The sequence below is a fragment of the Halobacillus sp. Cin3 genome, from assembly GCF_947311855.1.
Classification (GTDB): domain Bacteria; phylum Bacillota; class Bacilli; order Bacillales; family Halobacillaceae; genus Halobacillus; species Halobacillus kuroshimensis.
Genome location: NZ_CAMZMV010000001.1, coordinates 783,960 through 801,066, shown reverse-complemented (window position 1 = coordinate 801,066; position 17,107 = coordinate 783,960). Strand labels below are relative to the sequence as shown.

21 protein-coding genes are annotated in these 17,107 nt (G+C 46.2%); 17 read left to right on the top strand and 4 right to left on the bottom strand.

Going from position 1 to position 17,107, the window contains the following annotated elements:
• Nucleotides 1–27: 27 nt before the first annotated feature.
• The gene (locus QMA39_RS04330) at nt 28–576 is read right to left on the bottom strand and encodes a hypothetical protein (RefSeq protein ID WP_206932777.1); all 549 of its coding nucleotides are present in this window, start codon (nt 574–576) and stop codon (nt 28–30) included.
• A 120-nt stretch (nt 577–696) separates the two neighbouring features.
• Between QMA39_RS04330 and QMA39_RS04325 the strand changes: the two genes are divergently transcribed.
• The 5 genes from QMA39_RS04325 to QMA39_RS04305 all read left to right on the top strand — a co-directional run bounded on the left by QMA39_RS04325 (nt 697) and on the right by QMA39_RS04305 (nt 3,916).
• On the top strand, nt 697–1,464 hold the full coding sequence (locus tag QMA39_RS04325; RefSeq protein WP_206932776.1) for an SDR family oxidoreductase: 768 nt from the start codon (nt 697–699) through the stop codon (nt 1,462–1,464).
• A 168-nt stretch (nt 1,465–1,632) separates the two neighbouring features.
• Entirely contained in the window at nt 1,633–2,712 is a 1,080-nt protein-coding gene (locus tag QMA39_RS04320) for a naringenin-chalcone synthase (RefSeq protein WP_281658063.1), read from the top strand.
• Entirely contained in the window at nt 2,713–3,222 is a 510-nt protein-coding gene (locus tag QMA39_RS04315; protein ID WP_027954372.1) for an isoprenylcysteine carboxylmethyltransferase family protein, read from the top strand.
• Between the two features lie 90 nt (nt 3,223–3,312).
• Nucleotides 3,313–3,489: a hypothetical protein gene (locus QMA39_RS04310; protein ID WP_156896448.1), complete on the top strand. Its 177-nt coding sequence runs from the start codon at nt 3,313–3,315 to the stop codon at nt 3,487–3,489.
• Between the two features lie 145 nt (nt 3,490–3,634).
• Complete coding sequence (locus QMA39_RS04305) at nt 3,635–3,916, top strand: DUF6123 family protein (RefSeq protein WP_027954371.1); 282 nt, start codon at nt 3,635–3,637, stop codon at nt 3,914–3,916.
• Nucleotides 3,917–3,927: 11 nt separating this feature from the next.
• On the opposite strand, the gene QMA39_RS04300 is transcribed toward QMA39_RS04305, so the two are convergent.
• The 3 genes from QMA39_RS04300 to QMA39_RS04290 form a co-directional block, all read right to left on the bottom strand.
• Entirely contained in the window at nt 3,928–4,338 is a 411-nt protein-coding gene (locus QMA39_RS04300) for a ribonuclease HI family protein (RefSeq protein WP_281658062.1), read from the bottom strand.
• Between the two features lie 11 nt (nt 4,339–4,349).
• The gene (locus QMA39_RS04295) at nt 4,350–5,027 is read right to left on the bottom strand and encodes a queuosine precursor transporter (RefSeq protein WP_027954369.1); all 678 of its coding nucleotides are present in this window, start codon (nt 5,025–5,027) and stop codon (nt 4,350–4,352) included.
• A gap of 150 nt (nt 5,028–5,177) precedes the next feature.
• Complete coding sequence (locus QMA39_RS04290) at nt 5,178–5,378, bottom strand: cold-shock protein (RefSeq protein WP_027954368.1); 201 nt, start codon at nt 5,376–5,378, stop codon at nt 5,178–5,180.
• A gap of 330 nt (nt 5,379–5,708) precedes the next feature.
• Between QMA39_RS04290 and QMA39_RS04285 the strand changes: the two genes are divergently transcribed.
• The 12 genes from QMA39_RS04285 to QMA39_RS04230 all read left to right on the top strand — a co-directional run bounded on the left by QMA39_RS04285 (nt 5,709) and on the right by QMA39_RS04230 (nt 16,930).
• Nucleotides 5,709–7,379: a formate--tetrahydrofolate ligase gene (locus QMA39_RS04285; RefSeq protein ID WP_027954367.1), complete on the top strand. Its 1,671-nt coding sequence runs from the start codon at nt 5,709–5,711 to the stop codon at nt 7,377–7,379.
• A 50-nt stretch (nt 7,380–7,429) separates the two neighbouring features.
• A complete protein-coding gene (locus tag QMA39_RS04280) occupies nt 7,430–8,284 on the top strand; it encodes a DUF72 domain-containing protein (protein ID WP_281658061.1) in 855 nt (284 codons plus the stop codon).
• 8 nt (nt 8,285–8,292) lie between these two features.
• Entirely contained in the window at nt 8,293–8,916 is a 624-nt protein-coding gene (locus QMA39_RS04275) for an HD domain-containing protein (protein WP_051254605.1), read from the top strand.
• The gene (locus tag QMA39_RS04270) at nt 8,906–9,865 is read left to right on the top strand and encodes a thymidylate synthase (RefSeq protein ID WP_281658060.1); all 960 of its coding nucleotides are present in this window, start codon (nt 8,906–8,908) and stop codon (nt 9,863–9,865) included. Before QMA39_RS04275 ends, QMA39_RS04270 begins: the two co-directional genes overlap by 11 nt.
• Nucleotides 9,866–9,887: 22 nt before the next feature.
• Complete coding sequence (locus QMA39_RS04265) at nt 9,888–10,385, top strand: dihydrofolate reductase (protein ID WP_281658059.1); 498 nt, start codon at nt 9,888–9,890, stop codon at nt 10,383–10,385.
• On the top strand, nt 10,382–10,996 hold the full coding sequence (locus QMA39_RS04260; protein WP_281658058.1) for a molybdenum cofactor guanylyltransferase: 615 nt from the start codon (nt 10,382–10,384) through the stop codon (nt 10,994–10,996). Before QMA39_RS04265 ends, QMA39_RS04260 begins: the two co-directional genes overlap by 4 nt.
• Nucleotides 10,997–11,084: 88 nt before the next feature.
• Nucleotides 11,085–11,261, top strand: coding sequence for a twin-arginine translocase TatA/TatE family subunit (locus tag QMA39_RS04255; RefSeq protein WP_084163020.1), 177 nt, complete (start codon nt 11,085–11,087; stop codon nt 11,259–11,261).
• A gap of 31 nt (nt 11,262–11,292) precedes the next feature.
• Complete coding sequence (tatA, locus tag QMA39_RS04250) at nt 11,293–11,481, top strand: twin-arginine translocase TatA/TatE family subunit (RefSeq protein WP_027954362.1); 189 nt, start codon at nt 11,293–11,295, stop codon at nt 11,479–11,481.
• Between the two features lie 110 nt (nt 11,482–11,591).
• Nucleotides 11,592–12,320: a twin-arginine translocase subunit TatC gene (tatC, locus tag QMA39_RS04245; protein ID WP_084163067.1), complete on the top strand. Its 729-nt coding sequence runs from the start codon at nt 11,592–11,594 to the stop codon at nt 12,318–12,320.
• A gap of 109 nt (nt 12,321–12,429) precedes the next feature.
• On the top strand, nt 12,430–12,648 hold the full coding sequence (locus tag QMA39_RS04240) for a YozE family protein (RefSeq protein ID WP_027954360.1): 219 nt from the start codon (nt 12,430–12,432) through the stop codon (nt 12,646–12,648).
• A 9-nt stretch (nt 12,649–12,657) separates the two neighbouring features.
• Nucleotides 12,658–13,812 (top strand): exonuclease SbcCD subunit D, encoded by a 1,155-nt coding sequence (locus tag QMA39_RS04235; protein ID WP_281658057.1) that lies wholly within the window; start codon nt 12,658–12,660, stop codon nt 13,810–13,812.
• Nucleotide 13,813: 1 nt separating this feature from the next.
• On the top strand, nt 13,814–16,930 hold the full coding sequence (locus tag QMA39_RS04230; RefSeq protein WP_281658056.1) for an SMC family ATPase: 3,117 nt from the start codon (nt 13,814–13,816) through the stop codon (nt 16,928–16,930).
• Nucleotides 16,931–17,107: the final 177 nt, after the last annotated feature.

Sequence of the window (17,107 nt, the reverse complement as noted above, 5' to 3'; positions counted from 1 at the left end):
AGCTGCATGCAGCTGGGTATCTTATCATTATGACATTTCACCAATTAAATCCGGGGCTGCTGGGAAGTCGGCATCTTTTAGAATCTGACCAAACTGCTCATTGAATTCCGCTGCTTTTTCTTCAGCAGTTGAGAAGTCGGCCTCTTCTAGATTTTCATCCAATGCTTTTTCTACTTCCTCGTAGTAAGCCTGAAGAGAAGGCATGGCTTCCTGGATTTTTGTTTTCGTTTCATCAGGGAGTTCGGTTTCTACGGTGTAGTCTGAAGCGGCAGCCGCTGCTTCACCAGCGGCTGTTTTCGCTTCTTCGCCTGCTGATGTAATGGTTTCTGTATCCGGCTCTTCCTCAGCAGCCGCTGCTTGATAGGCGGAAATTTTCTGTTGGTGCGGTTTAAATGTATCGGTCAATTCCATCTGGGCATCCATCAGTGATTTTTTTAGATCCTGGCTGTTATTTTCTTCTGTTTCAGCCGTTTCTTCGTTTTGTCCTTCTGAATCACTGCTTTCTTCTGTGTCTCCGCTGCATCCGGCTGTTATCAATGCCGAAGTTACACCGAGAGCAATCAACCATTTTTTCAAAGTTATGACCCCCTTATGTAGTTACAACGTTTATTGTAAAAAAGCAGGAGAAAAATGTAAAGAATTAGCAAAAATGTTACAATATACTGAAAATTCATCGAATAAACAGGAGGATGACCTATGTATCTGCCAAATTTCAGACTGGATCACCGCTTAGCTGTTGTCACTGGAGGAACGAAAGGGATCGGAAGGGCCATTACGCTGGCCTTTGCTGAATCCGGTGCTGACGTCATCGTCATTGCCAGAAACAGCGTGGAGCTTGACCAAGTAAAGAATGACGTAGAGGAACTGGGGCAGCGGGCTTTTCCAATAGTAGAAGACATTAATCATTATGATCTTATCATTGAAAAAGTCGAGAAAATCAGGCAGGGACGGCCCATTGACATCTGGGTGAATAACGCCGGCATGAATATCCGGAGTGAAGCCGCCTCTGTCTCCGAATCGGAGTGGGACCAGATCATCAATACCAATATGAAAAGCGCCTTCTTTCTTTCTCAATATGCCGGACGGATCATGATGGATAACAGGGCAGGTAAGATTATTAACATCTCTTCTGTAGGGGGACACACCGCTCTTCGGACTGGTGTGGTTTATGCCATGACGAAGAGTGCGCTCATTCAGATGACTAAGAATCTTGCCCTTGAATGGGGGAAGTACAACATCAATGTCAACGCGATCGGGCCGTGGTACTTTCCAACATCCTTGACAGAAAAGCTGCTTCAGGATGAGGAGTATGTGAAAGAGATTCTCGCACGGACGCCGTTAAACAGGATTGGAAAGCTGGAAGAACTCAGCGGCGCAGCCGTATTTCTGGCTTCAGACGCCGGCAATTATATGACAGGACAGACGCTCCTTGTAGATGGAGGCATGACCATTTACGGCTTTTAAAAATGAAAAAACAGCCATCATCCATAGTGGAATCCATGCCTTTTAAATCCAACTTAAAACTTAGTAGCAACTCCGAATTATAAAAAACAAAAAAACCATCACTAAGAAGAAATCCATACAAACATAAATCTCCTTTTTTTACACATAGTAAGAAAAAGGAGGATGACAATGCCTTACATTATTGCTGCAGGAACGGCCCGTGCGGAATATTCCTGTCCTCAAACAGATGTCCAGCACCTGGTAAAAGAACTGTTTCCTATGAAACCTCACGAGATGAAACGACTGCTTCCCATCTTTGAACATGCGGAAGTAAAAGAACGACAGTTTGCGCAGCCATTGGATTGGTATAAAAAGCAGCACGGATTAAAAGAACGAAATGACCTGTACGTCGATAAAGCTCTCCAGTACAGTTTAGAAGCGGTGAAAAACTGTGTAGGAAAGGTGTGTGGAGGAGATTTTGACTATGGATCCATCGATCACGTCATATTTGTCTCATCAACAGGAATCGCCACTCCAACTCTCGATACCTACATAATGAATGAACTGCATTTTAAGGAGAGTGTGAAACGAACCCCGATTTTTGGTCTTGGCTGTGCAGGTGGAACGAGTGGAGTAGCAAAAGCTTATGAATGGCTGCTGGGACATCCGGATAGCTGCGTGCTGGTGGTTTGTGTGGAACTGTGCAGTTTGACATTCCAATTGGATGATGCAACAACAAGCAATTTTGTGGGAACAGCATTATTCGGAGACGGTGCTTCTGCCGTACTTGTTTCGGGCGATACATGGAAAATGAACAACCAGCTTCAAGAAACGGTTCCTTCGATAATCAGTGCCAGCTCCAAAACAAAACGGAATAGTGAAGATGTGATGGGGTGGCGTGTCGTGGACAATGGCTTTGAAGTTATTTTCAAAAAAAGTATTCCACGGTTAGTGAAGGATTTCTGGAGTGTCCATGCACGTGAAGTATTGAATGAGCACCAATGGGATATCAACGGGCTTCCATTTATCGTCGCGCACCCCGGAGGGAAGAAAGTACTGGAGGCGTACAAGGAGGTTCTCCAACTGGAAGATTCTGTGCTGACTTCCTCCAAAAACGTATTGGCGCAGCATGGAAACATGTCTTCACCAACCGTCCATTTCGTCCTGGAGCGTATTATGGACCAGCGTCCTGAAGCGGGCACGCGTTCATTCATGACATCTCTCGGACCTGGCTTCAGTTCAGAAATTATCAGTTTGGAGTGGGTATAGATGGAGATGCTGTTGTGGCTGATCTTTTCGTTGATTATTTTTCAGCGCTTTGGTGAACTTATTCTGGCAGCAAGAAATCGGAAATGGATGCTTTCTCAAGGCGCGAAAGAATGGGGGAGTAATCATTATTATCTGTTTATCCTTCTGCATGCCCTGTTTTTTCTGTCCATCATAGCAGAATATACGTTTACTACTTTTGTGTTTCAACCCATCTTCTATCCCGCCGTTTTTCTTTTTATAGTTCTCCAAGGGATGAGAATATGGTGCATATCTACACTTGGGAAAAGGTGGAACACAAGGATTCTCGTTCTTCCCGAGGAGAAACCGATCAGTCGTGGGTTATATAAATATATGAAGCATCCTAATTATGTGATTGTATTTTTTGAGCTTCTGGTCATCCCTGTGTTGTTTCATGCTTATGCGACTGCACTTGTTTTTCCTTTTCTCCATCTTATGGTTTTAACGGTCCGGATACCGGAAGAAGAAAAAGCGCTGAAGGAGCGGATATAGGAGAGATTTTACGTTGCGGACCTGCCGAAGCTCTGCTATAATTTCTAAATAGAAATGAAAATCATTTTCAATTAGAAAGGTGTGCAGATGATGGTTCTGCTTCTTCTTGCTGTGACGATGGTGTACAGTGTTCTTATGATCTATATAACAGCTAAAGTCGGGGCTGCGCCGGCCGTTTCTGTCATCGACAGATTGAAATTACAAAAGCGTGCATCCCTTGAGGAAATGAGAAAAGAATATGAAACGTCCATTTCCGCCAGGCCCTAGGACCTGGCTTTATTTTTGAAAAAGAAGCAAAGACAGAAGAAATTTGTCGAATAAAAATGCTATAATGGGGACGGACAGAAGGAGTGATTTTGTACTCTTTCGCGAACGTGAAGGGTTCAACGATCTATGCACGAAGGAGCGTCCTATGAATCGAAAACATGACTTGGCTTATTTTCTTGAGGATCTATGGAGCAGAGGCTTTAAACTGAGTGATGAGGATGTACAGTTTATTTACTTTGGTAAAAATTCGACGAATGCAGCTGAATGGAAAACCATTATTGCTGTCCGGACAACATTGAAAGCACAGCAGTCCTTTGATGCCAGCTTCTTTATCAGTGTGCTGGAACTTATTGCAGACGCATCCATTACAAGCAAGCGCCGGGCCTATGAAGTAGTGGAACAGAAGCTGGCTTTAAAGAAGTCATAACAAAACCCAGATCAGGATTGATCTGGGTTTTGTGCGTGTTTCAACAGGCATTCGCGGGCAAGCTTGTCCGCATGCCGGTTTTGTTTGTCTGGTATCCATTTATAAAATACAAAAGAAAAGGACTGTTCCAGCTCCTGAATGTGCTCGAATAAAGGAAGAAACTTTTTGTTTTTCGTATATTTCCGATCCAGTGTATCCACAACGATTTTTGAATCAGAGCGGATGGAAATGATCTCACCGGGATAATCCGATCGGCACAATTCCAGAGCACGGATGACCGCAAGGAATTCCGCTTCATGATTGGTCCATGTTCCAAGAAAGAACTGGTGTTCTTCGGTTTGATTGTTGGTTTTGATCACAATCCCCGCGGCGCTCAGGCCCGGATCGCCGCTGCAGGCAGCATCTGTGTGTACTTCAATCATGAAGACCCTCCTCACTCAGAGCGTGGAAATTTTTTTGCTATATAAAAGAATGGGGTATCCAAAGCCGATACAATAAATTTAATGACGTAGGTCGTCAGGAATATTTCCAGCCATATATCAGCTGGATAAACGCCGTAAAAGGCGATGAAGCAGAAAACCGCTGTGTCCAGCAGCTGGCTGATCATGGTGCTTCCGTTGTTGCGGATCCATAAATATTTATCATCAGCAAACCGTTTCTTCAACCCGGCGTAGAGCCACACATCAAAATATTGACTCACCAGATAGGCAGCCAGACTTCCGGCTGCTACTCTCGGAACAATACCGAACAGCGTTTCCAGTGCGGGTTGAGCGATATCATTTGTTCCTGGCGTGAACAAGAGAGCCCCCTGCATAAGGACTGTCATGGCAAGCAGAGAGCTGAAACCGAGCCAAACCGCTTTTCCAGCTTCTTTCTTTCCATATTTTTCATTTAATATGTCCGTAGCTAAAAAGGCTGTTCCATAGACGATGTTCCCAAGTGTCGCCTGTAGACCGAACAACTCAATGGTTTTCACCACCTGGATGTTGGCCACCACTGTAGCCATACCGATCCAGACAAACAAGCCTGTTCTACCGAATATCCGGTAAACTCCAAGCAGAAGTATGAAGTTTATGATTGCAAAAATGAGCCATATCATTTCGTTATTCATGCTGCAATTCCTCCTAGTTTTGGTAACGCGGGAGTTCCCGAACCGCGTATGCGTACAACAGCGCTAAATTATACGACGGAATAGGCAGGAATGCAAGGATAACGAAGAATGAAAAAAAGCAATCTCAAAAGAGACTGCTTTTTTGGTGATTTATGCTTTTTCAACGTTGGCCGCCTGTGGACCGCGGTCGCCTTCAACGATTTCAAATGTTACGGCCTGTCCCTCTTCAAGGGATTTGAAGCCTTCCTCCTGGATCGCAGAGAAGTGGACGAATACATCGTTGCCGCCTTCTACCTGGATAAAACCGTAGCCTTTTTCTGCATTAAACCATTTTACTGTACCATTCTGCATGTTGTTTCCTCCTAAATCTTGCACGTCAAACGTGGGAATTACAAATACAGACCGAAATAAAAAAACCATACAAGTGCGGAAAATAAATTCCGGTCACTCCTATGGGCTTTACCAGTCATTTATCTTTCCGATCGTGATATTTGCTTACTACAAATATATCTTATGAGGAAAAAAGCGTCAACATTCTGACTATACTTTTTTCTTTAAAAAAACCTTTCAGATTAAGATTAGGAAGCGGATACACGTAGAGAGGGTTCACAAGAGTGGATGACTATAACTATCAAGCGGTGTAAGGTACAATAGAGGTGGAAAAGAGAAAGGATGATACATATGAATAAAGACATTGATATAGCCCTTGAAGCACAAATGAAACCCATTAAGGACATAGCTGCCGGATTGAATCTCTCCGAAGAGGACTGGGAACCTTACGGGCATTACAAAGCGAAGCTGTCTGACAAACTTGAACAAAAGCTGGAAGGTCGTTCATCCGGGAAGATTATCCTTACAACCTCCATTAACCCGACGCCTGCCGGTGAAGGAAAGTCCACGGTTACTGTGGGGCTTGGACAGGCATTGAACAAGCTGAACAAAAAGGCGGTCATCGCTTTAAGGGAACCCTCCCTTGGGCCGACGATGGGACTGAAAGGCGGAGCCGCCGGTGGTGGGTATTCCCAAGTGGTCCCGATGGAGGAAATCAACCTTCACTTTACAGGAGATATTCATGCGATCACTTCTGCGAATAATGCCCTCTCGGCTTTTATAGATAATCACATACACCAGGGCAACGAGCTGAATATCGACCCTCGTCGTATTTCATGGAAGCGTGTGGTGGATTTGAACGACCGGGCGTTAAGAGAAGTGGTCGTAGGACTGGGAGGGCCTGTCAAAGGTGTACCGCGGGAAGATGGATTTATGATTTCTGTCGCCTCTGAGATTATGGCTGTTCTTTGTCTGGCCTCAGATCTTCAGGACTTAAAAGAACGCCTGGCCCGCATGGTCATCGGCTATACGCATGACAGAAAACCTGTAACGGTACAGGAACTCGGTTATGAAGGTGCTCTGACTCTCCTATTGAAGGATGCTGCTAAACCCAATCTGGTTCAGACTTTGGAAAATACCCCGGCAATCATACATGGAGGGCCGTTTGCCAATATTGCGCACGGATGCAATAGTGTCAAGGCTACGAAGATGGCTGCGAAACTCGGCGATTACGTCGTAACAGAAGCCGGGTTTGGAGCGGACCTGGGCGCAGAGAAATTCCTGGATATCAAAACACGTGCAGGCGGATTTGAACCCGATGCCGTAGTGATTGTGGCGACGATCCGTGCCTTGAAGATGCATGGGGGTGTAGATAAAAAGGAGCTTCACAACGAAAATACAGCTGCTTTAATGGAAGGGGCTGCCAATTTAAAAAAACATATGGAAACGATAGAGCAGTTCCAAGTCCCTTATGTTATTGCTATCAATGAGTTCCCGACAGATACTAAAGCAGAGATTGATACCTTGACAGCGTGGTGTAATCAAGAGGGGGCACCCGTCTCTCTTGTTCAGGTCCATGAGAAAGGCGGCAGCGGTGGATTGGATCTTGCTGAAAAAGTCATAGCTGCAGCGGATCAAAAACATCAGCCGCTTGCCTACACGTATGAGCTCGAAGATTCCATAGAGCAGAAAATAGAAAAAATTGCCCGCAGGATCTATGGAGCCGCCGGCGTTGAATTCTCATCAAAAGCTGAAAAACAGATGCGTCAGATGAACAACCTGGGCTTTAACAACCTGCCGATTTGTATGGCCAAAACCCAGTACTCTCTTTCCGATGATCCATCGAAGCTTGGGCGTCCGGAAGATTTCACGATTACAGTGAGAGATTTATATCCTTCCATCGGTGCTGGATTCCTGGTAGCTTTGACGGGAGATGTCATGACGATGCCGGGTCTACCTAAAAATCCGGCAGCTCTCCAGATGGATGTTGATGCGTCCGGAGTTGTAAAAGGATTGTTCTAATCTTTGATCATCTTCCTGTGGACGCTGTTATACAAAGAGGAGGGACATCGATGACGATCAATATTGGACTTACCGGGTGGGGCGATCACGCCTCTCTCTATTCGGAGAAAACGCGTTCAGAAAACAAGCTTTCCGAATATGCTTCTCATTTCCCTGTAGTCGAAGTGGATACAGCTTTTTATGCAATCCAGCCGCTGTCCCGCTACGAAAAATGGCTGAAAGAGACACCGGACTCGTTCTCTTTTGTTATTAAAGCATTCAACCAGCTGACAGGACATGACAGGGAATCCAGGTCCGTTCAGGAAGCGAGAGATCTTATGCTCCGTTATGAGGAGTCGGTCCAACCGGTATGGGAAGCTGGAAAAGTAAACGCCCTGCTGTTTCAGTTCCCTCCGTGGTTTGATGTAAGAAAAGAGCATATCCGCAAATTAAGGTATATACGGGAGTGGCTGGAGCCGTATCCGATCGCTCTTGAATTCCGGAACCGAACGTGGTTTCAGGAGGAATACAGGGCGCAGACACTTTCTTTTATGAAGGATCAGCAGTGGATTCACAGCATCTGTGATGAACCACAGGCAGGAGAAGGGTCCGTTCCCCGTATTCTTGTGCCGACCCATCCCAATAAGACGCTCGTGCGTTTTCATGGACGGAATACACACGGGTGGAACAAAAATGGCCGTAAAGACTGGCGTAAAGTCCGTTTTCTTTACCGGTACAGCCATGATGAGCTTGCCGAATGGGCGGAGCGGGCCCGGGAGCTCGAACAGGAGACCCCTGAAGTTACGCTCCTATTCAACAATAATTCCGGCGGGGATGCCGCAGACAATGCCAAACAGTTTCAGGAAATGCTGAACATCCATTACAACGATTTAAATCCAAGACAGATGGAGTTATTCAATTTTTAGGAGGTTCTATGAAGAAGACAGAGATGTTGGAAAGAATCCGGACCTATACGGCCTCGCAGTTTTCAGGGGACGCGACCGGCCATGATTACGAGCATATGAAACGGGTCGCCTTCTGGTCGGCTGCGATTGCCAGGAAGGAGAAGGGGGATCCCTTTATGTGTGAAGCTGCCGGCTGGCTCCACGATATTGGAGACCGGAAGCTGACAAAACATCCTGAACAGGCGTTGAAAGAAAGAGATTCGTTTCTTCTTTCCCTGTCCCTGACCCAAAGAGAGGTAGAAGAACTGGATGCATCGATCCGTGATGTGTCGTTTTCAAAAGGACGTATCCCTCAAACGTGGACAGGAAAAATCGTCCAGGATGCTGACCGGCTGGATGCGATAGGTGCCATTGGTATCGCACGCACGTTTGCTTATGGTGGAGCGCATGGACAGCCGTTGTATTCAGAAGATGGATCCCGGGATTCGTTCAGTCATTTCGAGGAGAAGTTACTGAAACTGGTCTCTCTTATGAATACGGAAACAGGCAGAAATGAGGCGTCCAGGCGCCATTCATTTATGGTACAATTCCTTGAAGAAATGCGAAATGATATTTTCATCACCAATGAGGAGGTTCATCATCATGACAAATAACGAACAGGCCTATCTTGATTTGTGCCGGCTCGTATTGGAAGAAGGCAGTGAAAAATCCGACAGGACAGGGACAGGTACATATTCTGTGTTCGGCCATCAGATGCGCTTTGATTTAGAAGAAGGTTTCCCTCTTTTAACGACCAAACGGGTGCCGTTCCGTTTGATTGCGAGTGAGCTGCTCTGGTTTATTAAAGGAGATACAAACATTAAATATCTTCTGCAGAACAACAACAATATTTGGAATGAATGGGCGTTCAAGACCTGGGTGGAAAGTGAGGACTACCACGGGCCGGATATGACGGACTTCGGCCGCAGGAGTCAGCAGAATCCGGAATTCCAAAAGGTTTATGAAGATCAGATGAATCTTTTTAAGGAGAAAATCCTTACCGATGATACCTTCGCTGATACCTACGGTGAGCTTGGTTCTGTTTATGGAAAGCAGTGGAGGGAATGGAAGACGAGCAGGGACGGCAGCATCGATCAATTGAAAAATGTGGTGGAAAGCATCAAATCCAACCCTGATTCCCGCCGCCATATCGTAACGGCATGGAACCCGGAGGACGTCCCTTCCAATATGGCACTGCCCCCTTGTCATGCCATGTTCCAATTTTACGTAGCGGATGGTAAGCTTTCCTGCCAGCTTTATCAGCGAAGCGGCGATATCTTCCTGGGTGTGCCTTTTAACATCGCCAGTTACGCCCTTTTGACACACTTGATCGCCCACGAATGCGGGCTCGAGGTCGGAGAATTCATTCATACGCTTGGAGATGCCCATATTTACACCAATCACATAGACCAGATTCAACGACAGCTCAGCAGAGAACCCCGAGGGCTGCCGAAGCTTCAGCTGAGCAGTGAAATCTCAAGTATTTTCGACTTTGAGATGAAGGATATTACAATCGAAGACTATGACCCTCATCCGGGAATAAAAGCACCGGTAGCGGTGTAAACCATAGAAAGGCTGTGAGACTGTGATTTCATTTATTTTTGCGATGGATCGTCATCAACTAATCGGAAAAGATAACGACCTTCCCTGGCATATCCCCAACGATTTTAAATTCTTTAAGGATATGACCTGGGGGAAAACCATCATCATGGGAAGAAAAACGTTCGAATCCTTCGGCCGTCCGCTTCCTGAAAGAAAGCATATCGTCTTGACGTCAAACGAATCCTATGACAGGGAAGGCTGTACGGTTATTCACTCCATAGACAAGATTCTGAAACTGGAACAGGAACAGCCGGATAAGGAATGGTTCGTCATCGGAGGCAGTGTATTATTCGAGAAAATGCTTCCTTATGCCGACCGTATGTATCTTACGTATATTGACGCTGAATTTGAAGGCGACACGTACTTCCCGCCATTCAATTACGATCAATGGACGTTATCCTCCGAAACGAAAGGCATGAAGGACGAAAAAAACCCTTATGACTATTACTTCCGAACCTACGACCGGAAGCGGACTTCATGAAGCCCGTGTGCGGAGCTGTTCTGAATGAAGGGGGGTCAACGAGGATGGGCATGGATAAAAGTTCTTTGCCGCTCGGTCACACATCGGTGCTGGAAAGAATTTTGTGCCGCCTTGCAGTATTGACGCCGCATTTGATTATTAATCAAAGCGATGCACACCCGGTCTATCCGACGGCTCCGGAACATTTTGAGCAGACGGGGCCGCTCGGGGGCATCCATGCTGTCATGAACCATGCAGAAGAGGAGTGGATAGCCGTCACGGCCTGTGATACACCCTTTCTTTCCGCGGAGATTTACCGCCACCTGCTTACGTATGCGGATTCCCAAACAGACGCGGTGATTCCCGTCTATAACGGCCGCAGGCATCCATTATCCGGGCTGTATCACAAACGGACGGTACATACCCTGGACACATTCATACAGCAGGGTGGAAGAAAAGTTGGGGAATTCCTGGCCGGGATCAGAACGCAGGAAATCAACGATTTTTCTCCCATCCCTTCAACTGTCCTGGACAAGCATTTCTTCAACATGAATACACCGTCCGATTACAGAAAGGCGGAGGAATGGTTGAAAAAAGACGAAGGGATAGAGACAAACCCCCGTCATGAATGATATGATAAGGCTATCAAGAGAATTTTTCCAAGCATCAACGACGGTTCGGTCCAACGATCAGTCGTTTTGAGAAAAAGGCGGTGAGGATATGCTCTCAAGTATTGGTATTCCCGGGTTGATTTTAATTCTGACGATTGCTTTGGTGATATTTGGTCCAAAGAAACTTCCTGAAATCGGAAAGGCTGCCGGAGAGACATTAAAGGAATTCAAGAATTCGGCCCGCGATTTGACTAGTGATTCAGAGGAAAAGAAGACCGAAAAATAACCACCACCCTGTAAAAACGGAGTGATTTTCCATGTTATCCAGTATTGGAGTACCCGGGCTGATTCTGATTTTGATCATCGCCCTGGTCGTGTTCGGCCCTTCCAAGCTTCCTGAAATCGGCAAGGCCTTTGGAAGCTCTCTGAAGGAATTCAAAAAAGCGACCGGCGATATCATGTCCGATGAGGACAATGGGAAAACTGAAAAGAAAAAGACAGACTAAATGAATAAGGGAGATGTAAGGGTTTCCCCTTGCATCTTCCTTTTTGTCAGGCTGGAGCAAGCCTGGAGGTGAATGATTTGTCCGACGAAAATATATCTCAAGATATCGAAATGAACATAACCGACCATTTAAGTGAATTACGTAAACGTGTGATCTGGACGTTCGTCTTTTTTGCCGCCTTTTTTATTGCCGGCTTCTTCTACGTAGATCAGATTCAATACTTCTTCATCAAAGATCTACCTTTTGAACTGAACATGACCAGTCCAGGTGAAATCATCTGGATCATCTTCACATTCGCCACACTGGTTGCCGTTGTCGGAACTCTTCCTGTTCTGTCTCTGCAGCTGTGGCTGTTTATTAAACCTGCGTTGACCCCTAAGGAACGGAAGGCATCTCTTTCCTACATACCAGCCATCTTCATCCTGTTTCTAGGAGGGCTGACGTTCGGGTACCTCGTTTTCGTAGAGTTGATCCTTCCATTTCTGCTGTCGCTGAACAATGGGATGTTCAATGAGATTTATACAGTGGAACGATACTTCCGATTTTTATTCCGGGTGACCATACCGTTTGCTGTGTTATTTGAAATTCCGGTCATCGTCATGTTCTTAACCAGTCTGGGGATTGTAAACCCTGTCCTGCTCGTGAAAATCAGGAAGTATGCCTACTTTGTGCTGGTCATTATCGGCACGATTATATCTCCGCCGGATTTCATTCTGCAGCTGGTCGTGGCCGTGCCCTTAATTATTTTATATGAAATCAGTATCGTATTATCGCGGATGGTTTATCGGAAAAAACTTGAAAAGCACAGAGAATTTATGGAATCGGATATCGAAGAATAAGAAAGATCCCCGGCCGGGGATCTTTTTTATTCAAGGAAGACCGGCTTGAATTTTTGCCGGCTTCTTTTATTCGTGATAAAACTATAGAAAGAGAGACAGGAGGATTTGTATGAAATCTTTTTATCATTATATGATGCGTTACCGCGGAAACAAGAGAATGGATGAGGAGAAGCAGCTGGCTGAGTGGATGTTCAAAGATCACAGCTTTCCCAAACAGTCGGTCTCCTATGATGAAATCAGCCGCTATTTGGAGTGGAATGCTCCTTTTGCAGGGGCTCTCAGCCTTTTTGACCGGCTTTATGATGAATATGAACAAGTAGAAGAATGAGGTGATCCAATGAAGTTCCTTCACACCGCCGACTGGCATTTAGGAAAAATCGTCAACTATGTACATATGACGGATGATCAACGTTATATGCTTGAGCGGTTCATTGATATTGTCAAAGAAAAAGAGCCCGATTGTATTATTATCGCTGGCGATTTATACGATCGTTCCATACCTCCTAAAGAGGCTGTGGAGCTGTTAAATGATACGCTGACGACGTTGGTCAATGATCTGCAGATCCCTGTTCTTGCGATTTCAGGCAACCACGACAGTCCTGATCGTCTACAGTTCGGAAGCGAAATGTTCCGCAGGCAGGGACTGTTTCTAGATTCTAAATTAAAGAAAGATCGGGAGCCTGTCACGTTATATGACGATCACGGGCCTGTCCATTTTCATTTAATTCCTTATTTAGAGCCGGCAGAAGCGGCAAAGGTCTTTGATGATGACTCGATAAAATCCCATCACCAGGCAGCTGAAAAAATCATCAACGATATCGAACACCGTTTTGATTCGGAGGAGAGACATGTCTGGATCGGTCATTCGTTCCTCGCCGGAGGGATGGAGTCCGAATCAGAAGAACGGCTTTCAATGATCGGGGGCAGCCCTTATGTGGATGCGTCCTTGTTTACGAATTTTGCGTATACGGCGCTCGGTCATCTGCATCAACCCCAGCGGGTGACCCGGGAATATATCCGCTACAGCGGATCGCTGCTGAAATACTCGTTTTCTGAAGCCAGTCACAATAAATCCGTATCCCTTGTCCATATGGATGAGGACGGGACGTGTGAAATTGAGAAAATCCCTTTACACCCGCTGCGCGATTTCAAAGTGATCGAAGGGTATTTTGAAGATCTTCTTTCGGGTGAGGCGGTGTCCAATCAAGAGGACTATCTGCATGTTCGTCTATTGGATGACGGACAGCTGCTTGATCCGATGGGGAAACTCCGCCAAGTCTATCCGAACATCCTTCATTTAGAAAGAAAAAGATCGATGTCCAACCCTGAAATGGACGATCTGGAGCATGTGAAGAAAAGACAGACCCTCTCTCACTCGGAACTTTTCGCCTCTTTCTATGAAGATATCAAAGGAGATCCCCTTCCTGAAAAGCGGAAGGACATGATTGAACAGGCCGTTCATGCGTTAAAGAAAAAGGAAAGGGAGCAGTAATATGAGAGCCATAACGATAACGATGAATGCTTTCGGGCCATACAGAGATAAGCAGACGGTCGACTTTACGACCCTGGGCAGTGAATCGATCTTTTTAATTACAGGACCGACTGGAGCCGGTAAGACGACGATTTTTGATGCCATGTGTTTTGCTCTGTACGGGCGGGCCAGCGGGAGTGACCGTGACCAGGATACCTTAAGAAGTCACTTTGCTTCTCCTGAGGACCTCACGTATGTGGATTATCTATTCGAATTGAGAGGCAGAACCTACCGCATCAAGCGTCTGCCGAAGCAGCAGAAGAGAAAGGAACGCGGTGAAGGATATAAAGAAGAGCCGGCCCGGGCGGAGCTGTATCAGATCATGGATGATGAAGAGCAGCTGCTTGCTTCAAAGATCAAGGAAGTGAACGATACCATTGAGGAATTGATGGGGCTCGACTATGAGCAGTTTCGAAAAATGATCATGATTCCCCAGGGAGAATTCAGGAAACTGATTTCAGAAAATAGTAAAGAAAGGGAAGAAATTCTCCAACGTATATTTAAAACTGAATTTTTTGCCGCTTTGACCTCTCACTTCAAAGCTGAAGCAAAAAAACTTGAAGATGAGATGAAGCAGTTTGAATGGAGAATTGAGCAGGAGAAAGAGAAAATTCACTGGCACCCGGATCAGCGGGAAGAAGAAGAAATCCAGGAGCTCTCAAAAGTGAGAGAGCGTCTGCATCAGCGGATTATCGACCAGGAAAATCATTATCATGAAAAGCAGGAGAAACTGCAGGAAATCAAGAAGGAGTCAGACGCTTTCCAGGAACATGTCTATCAACAGCAGCGGGTGACAGAACTTTTCCAGGAAAAAGAGCACCTGGAGTGTGAACAGCAGCAGATTGAAGATCTGCAGCCTGAAATGAACCGTCTGCAGGAGAAAAAACAGTGGGCGGCAAAGGCTGCGGAAATCCTTCCTTATGAAAAGGATTATCTAAATCGTAGAGCTGAGCTGGAAAAATGGCAGACGAGCCTCCAGGAGAAAGAAGAGCGGAGAGCTTCCCTATTGAAGGAATATCAGGAAGCTGAAGAAAAATACCGTGCGGAGGAACAGAACGCCCCGCATCGTGAATCGTTGAAAAATAAATGGAAAAAGAAACAGGAAGAAGAACAACTGTTGAAGGAATACCTTTCGCTGGCGGAGGTGCTCAAGAAGCATAAGGAAAGTTTCCGCCGAAATCAGGAAGCCGTCGAAATCAATCGAAAAAAGCTGCTGGACGCATCTCACACGGTGGAAAAGCTGAAGGAAAGCGTTAAAGAAGATCCTTCTCTCGCTGAAAAAGAATATACATTAAAGCAGAAGCAGGAAAACATGGGTGATAAAAAGCAGAAGCTCCAGCAATTGAGCCGGGAATGGGAGCAGTTGAAGAAGCTCCGGAAAACCTACCAATCGTTCATGGTCCGCTTTGACTCAGCCAAAAAAGACCAGCAGAAATCCAAGGAGGCCTATGAATCTGCTCTCGAAGAGGTGCAGAGCCACCACACCTATACGCTTTCCGTGAACCTCGTTGAGAACACGCCTTGTCCGGTATGTGGTTCGAACCACCATCCTCAACCTGCCCGGAAACCGGCAGCTGTTAAAAGTGCAGCGGACATCCAACAGCTTAAAGAAGCCTACCGAAAACACGACGAGCAGCTCTCCAAGCTTCAAGAGGAATTTGTCCAGGTGAAATCAGCAGGCGAAACCCAGCGCCAGCTCACTGACCGTCTGTACCAGGAACTGCAGGAGAATCTGACAGACATGTCGGATGCATCGATTCAAAAAGCTGTGCACACGGCCGGGGAGCATCTTGACTTTTACAATAAAGAACTTCAGAGCCTTCAAGAAAAGAGAGCCCGCCTCCAAAAAGAAAACAAACAGCTGGAAGAGCTGGAGGGTACGATCGTTCAGCTCCGCGGGGAGGCAGAGAATCTTCAGGAAGCTCTCCAGTCTTCCCGCCAGAAGACTGCTGATGTTCAAGCTGACATCAATGCGATGGAAAAGAATGGTTCCTTTGAAACGACGGATGCAGAGACATTGAAAAAGGAAACAGAGAAGCAGGAAGCTTTATATCTTGCAGCAGAACAAAGCTGGGAAAAAGCAAAGGCCGTATATCAGCAGAAAAGGGAGGAACGGCAGCAGGTCCAGACTGCCGTAGAAGAAGGCCGTGCGTATGTAGAGGAAATGAAAGCAGCCGTAGAGGATCGGAAAAAACGAATGAATCAAACGCTTGACCAATTTTCCTTCCCCTCCACGGAAGCGTACAGGGAGGCTCTTAAACCAACTGCTGAACGGGAAGCTATGGAGAAAAGAATCCTTGAACATGATAAGCGGAAAAGCATGGTAGAAGAACGGCTGGGCGTGTTGGACCGTGAGCTGAAAGAAGCCGAAAAACCTGATATGGATGCTCTCCATAAGGTATTGGAGGAAAAAAAGGCTGCCCGGGACGCCAGGCAGGAGCAGTTAAATGAAATTCAGGTTATGTTGAAGCAGAACCGGGACGTTGAGAAAAATATAACCCGTCTCGTGGAGGAAGTTGGAGCACTGGCTGCTGATTACTATGATGTGGCTGAACTTGCCCAGCTTGCTTCTGGAGATAATCCTATGAGGCTCTCGCTTGAACGATATGTGCTGGCTTCTTTCCTTGATGAAATCCTAGTCCAGGCGAATATCCGCCTTGATCAAATGACTGATCACCGATACCAGCTCATCCGGAGCGGGTCAATCGCCAAAAGAGGTGCTCAGAGCGGCTTGGACCTTGAAGTGATCGATCATCATACAGGGCAGCAGCGTTCTGTGCGGACACTGTCGGGCGGTGAAGGCTTTAAAACCTCACTCAGTCTCGCCCTGGGTATGGCTGATGTTGTCCAGTCCCATGCGGGAGGGGTCCAGCTTGATACCTTATTTATTGATGAAGGGTTCGGAACCCTTGATGAAGTATCTCTGGAGCAGGCCATCGGTTGTCTGCGGACACTTCAGGATGGAAACCGCATGCTCGGGATTATTTCCCACGTGTCTCAGCTGAAAGAAGAAATCCCGGCCAAACTACAAGTTTATACCGGTCCTAAAGGTTCTTCACTTCAATTTGTTTTTCAATAACCGGTAAAGAACGGTTTTGCTCCTTTATAGTTGAGGAGCAAAACCTGCCGGGAAAGTACAGGGGCTGACGTTGTCCAACAAAATTCGTCCCGGTGAGAAGGTCCGGCTCTAAGACTATTGTCTAATGATGCGCTTGCCCGGGAAATAGTTGGTCCACCCCTGTCAATGATAGAGAGG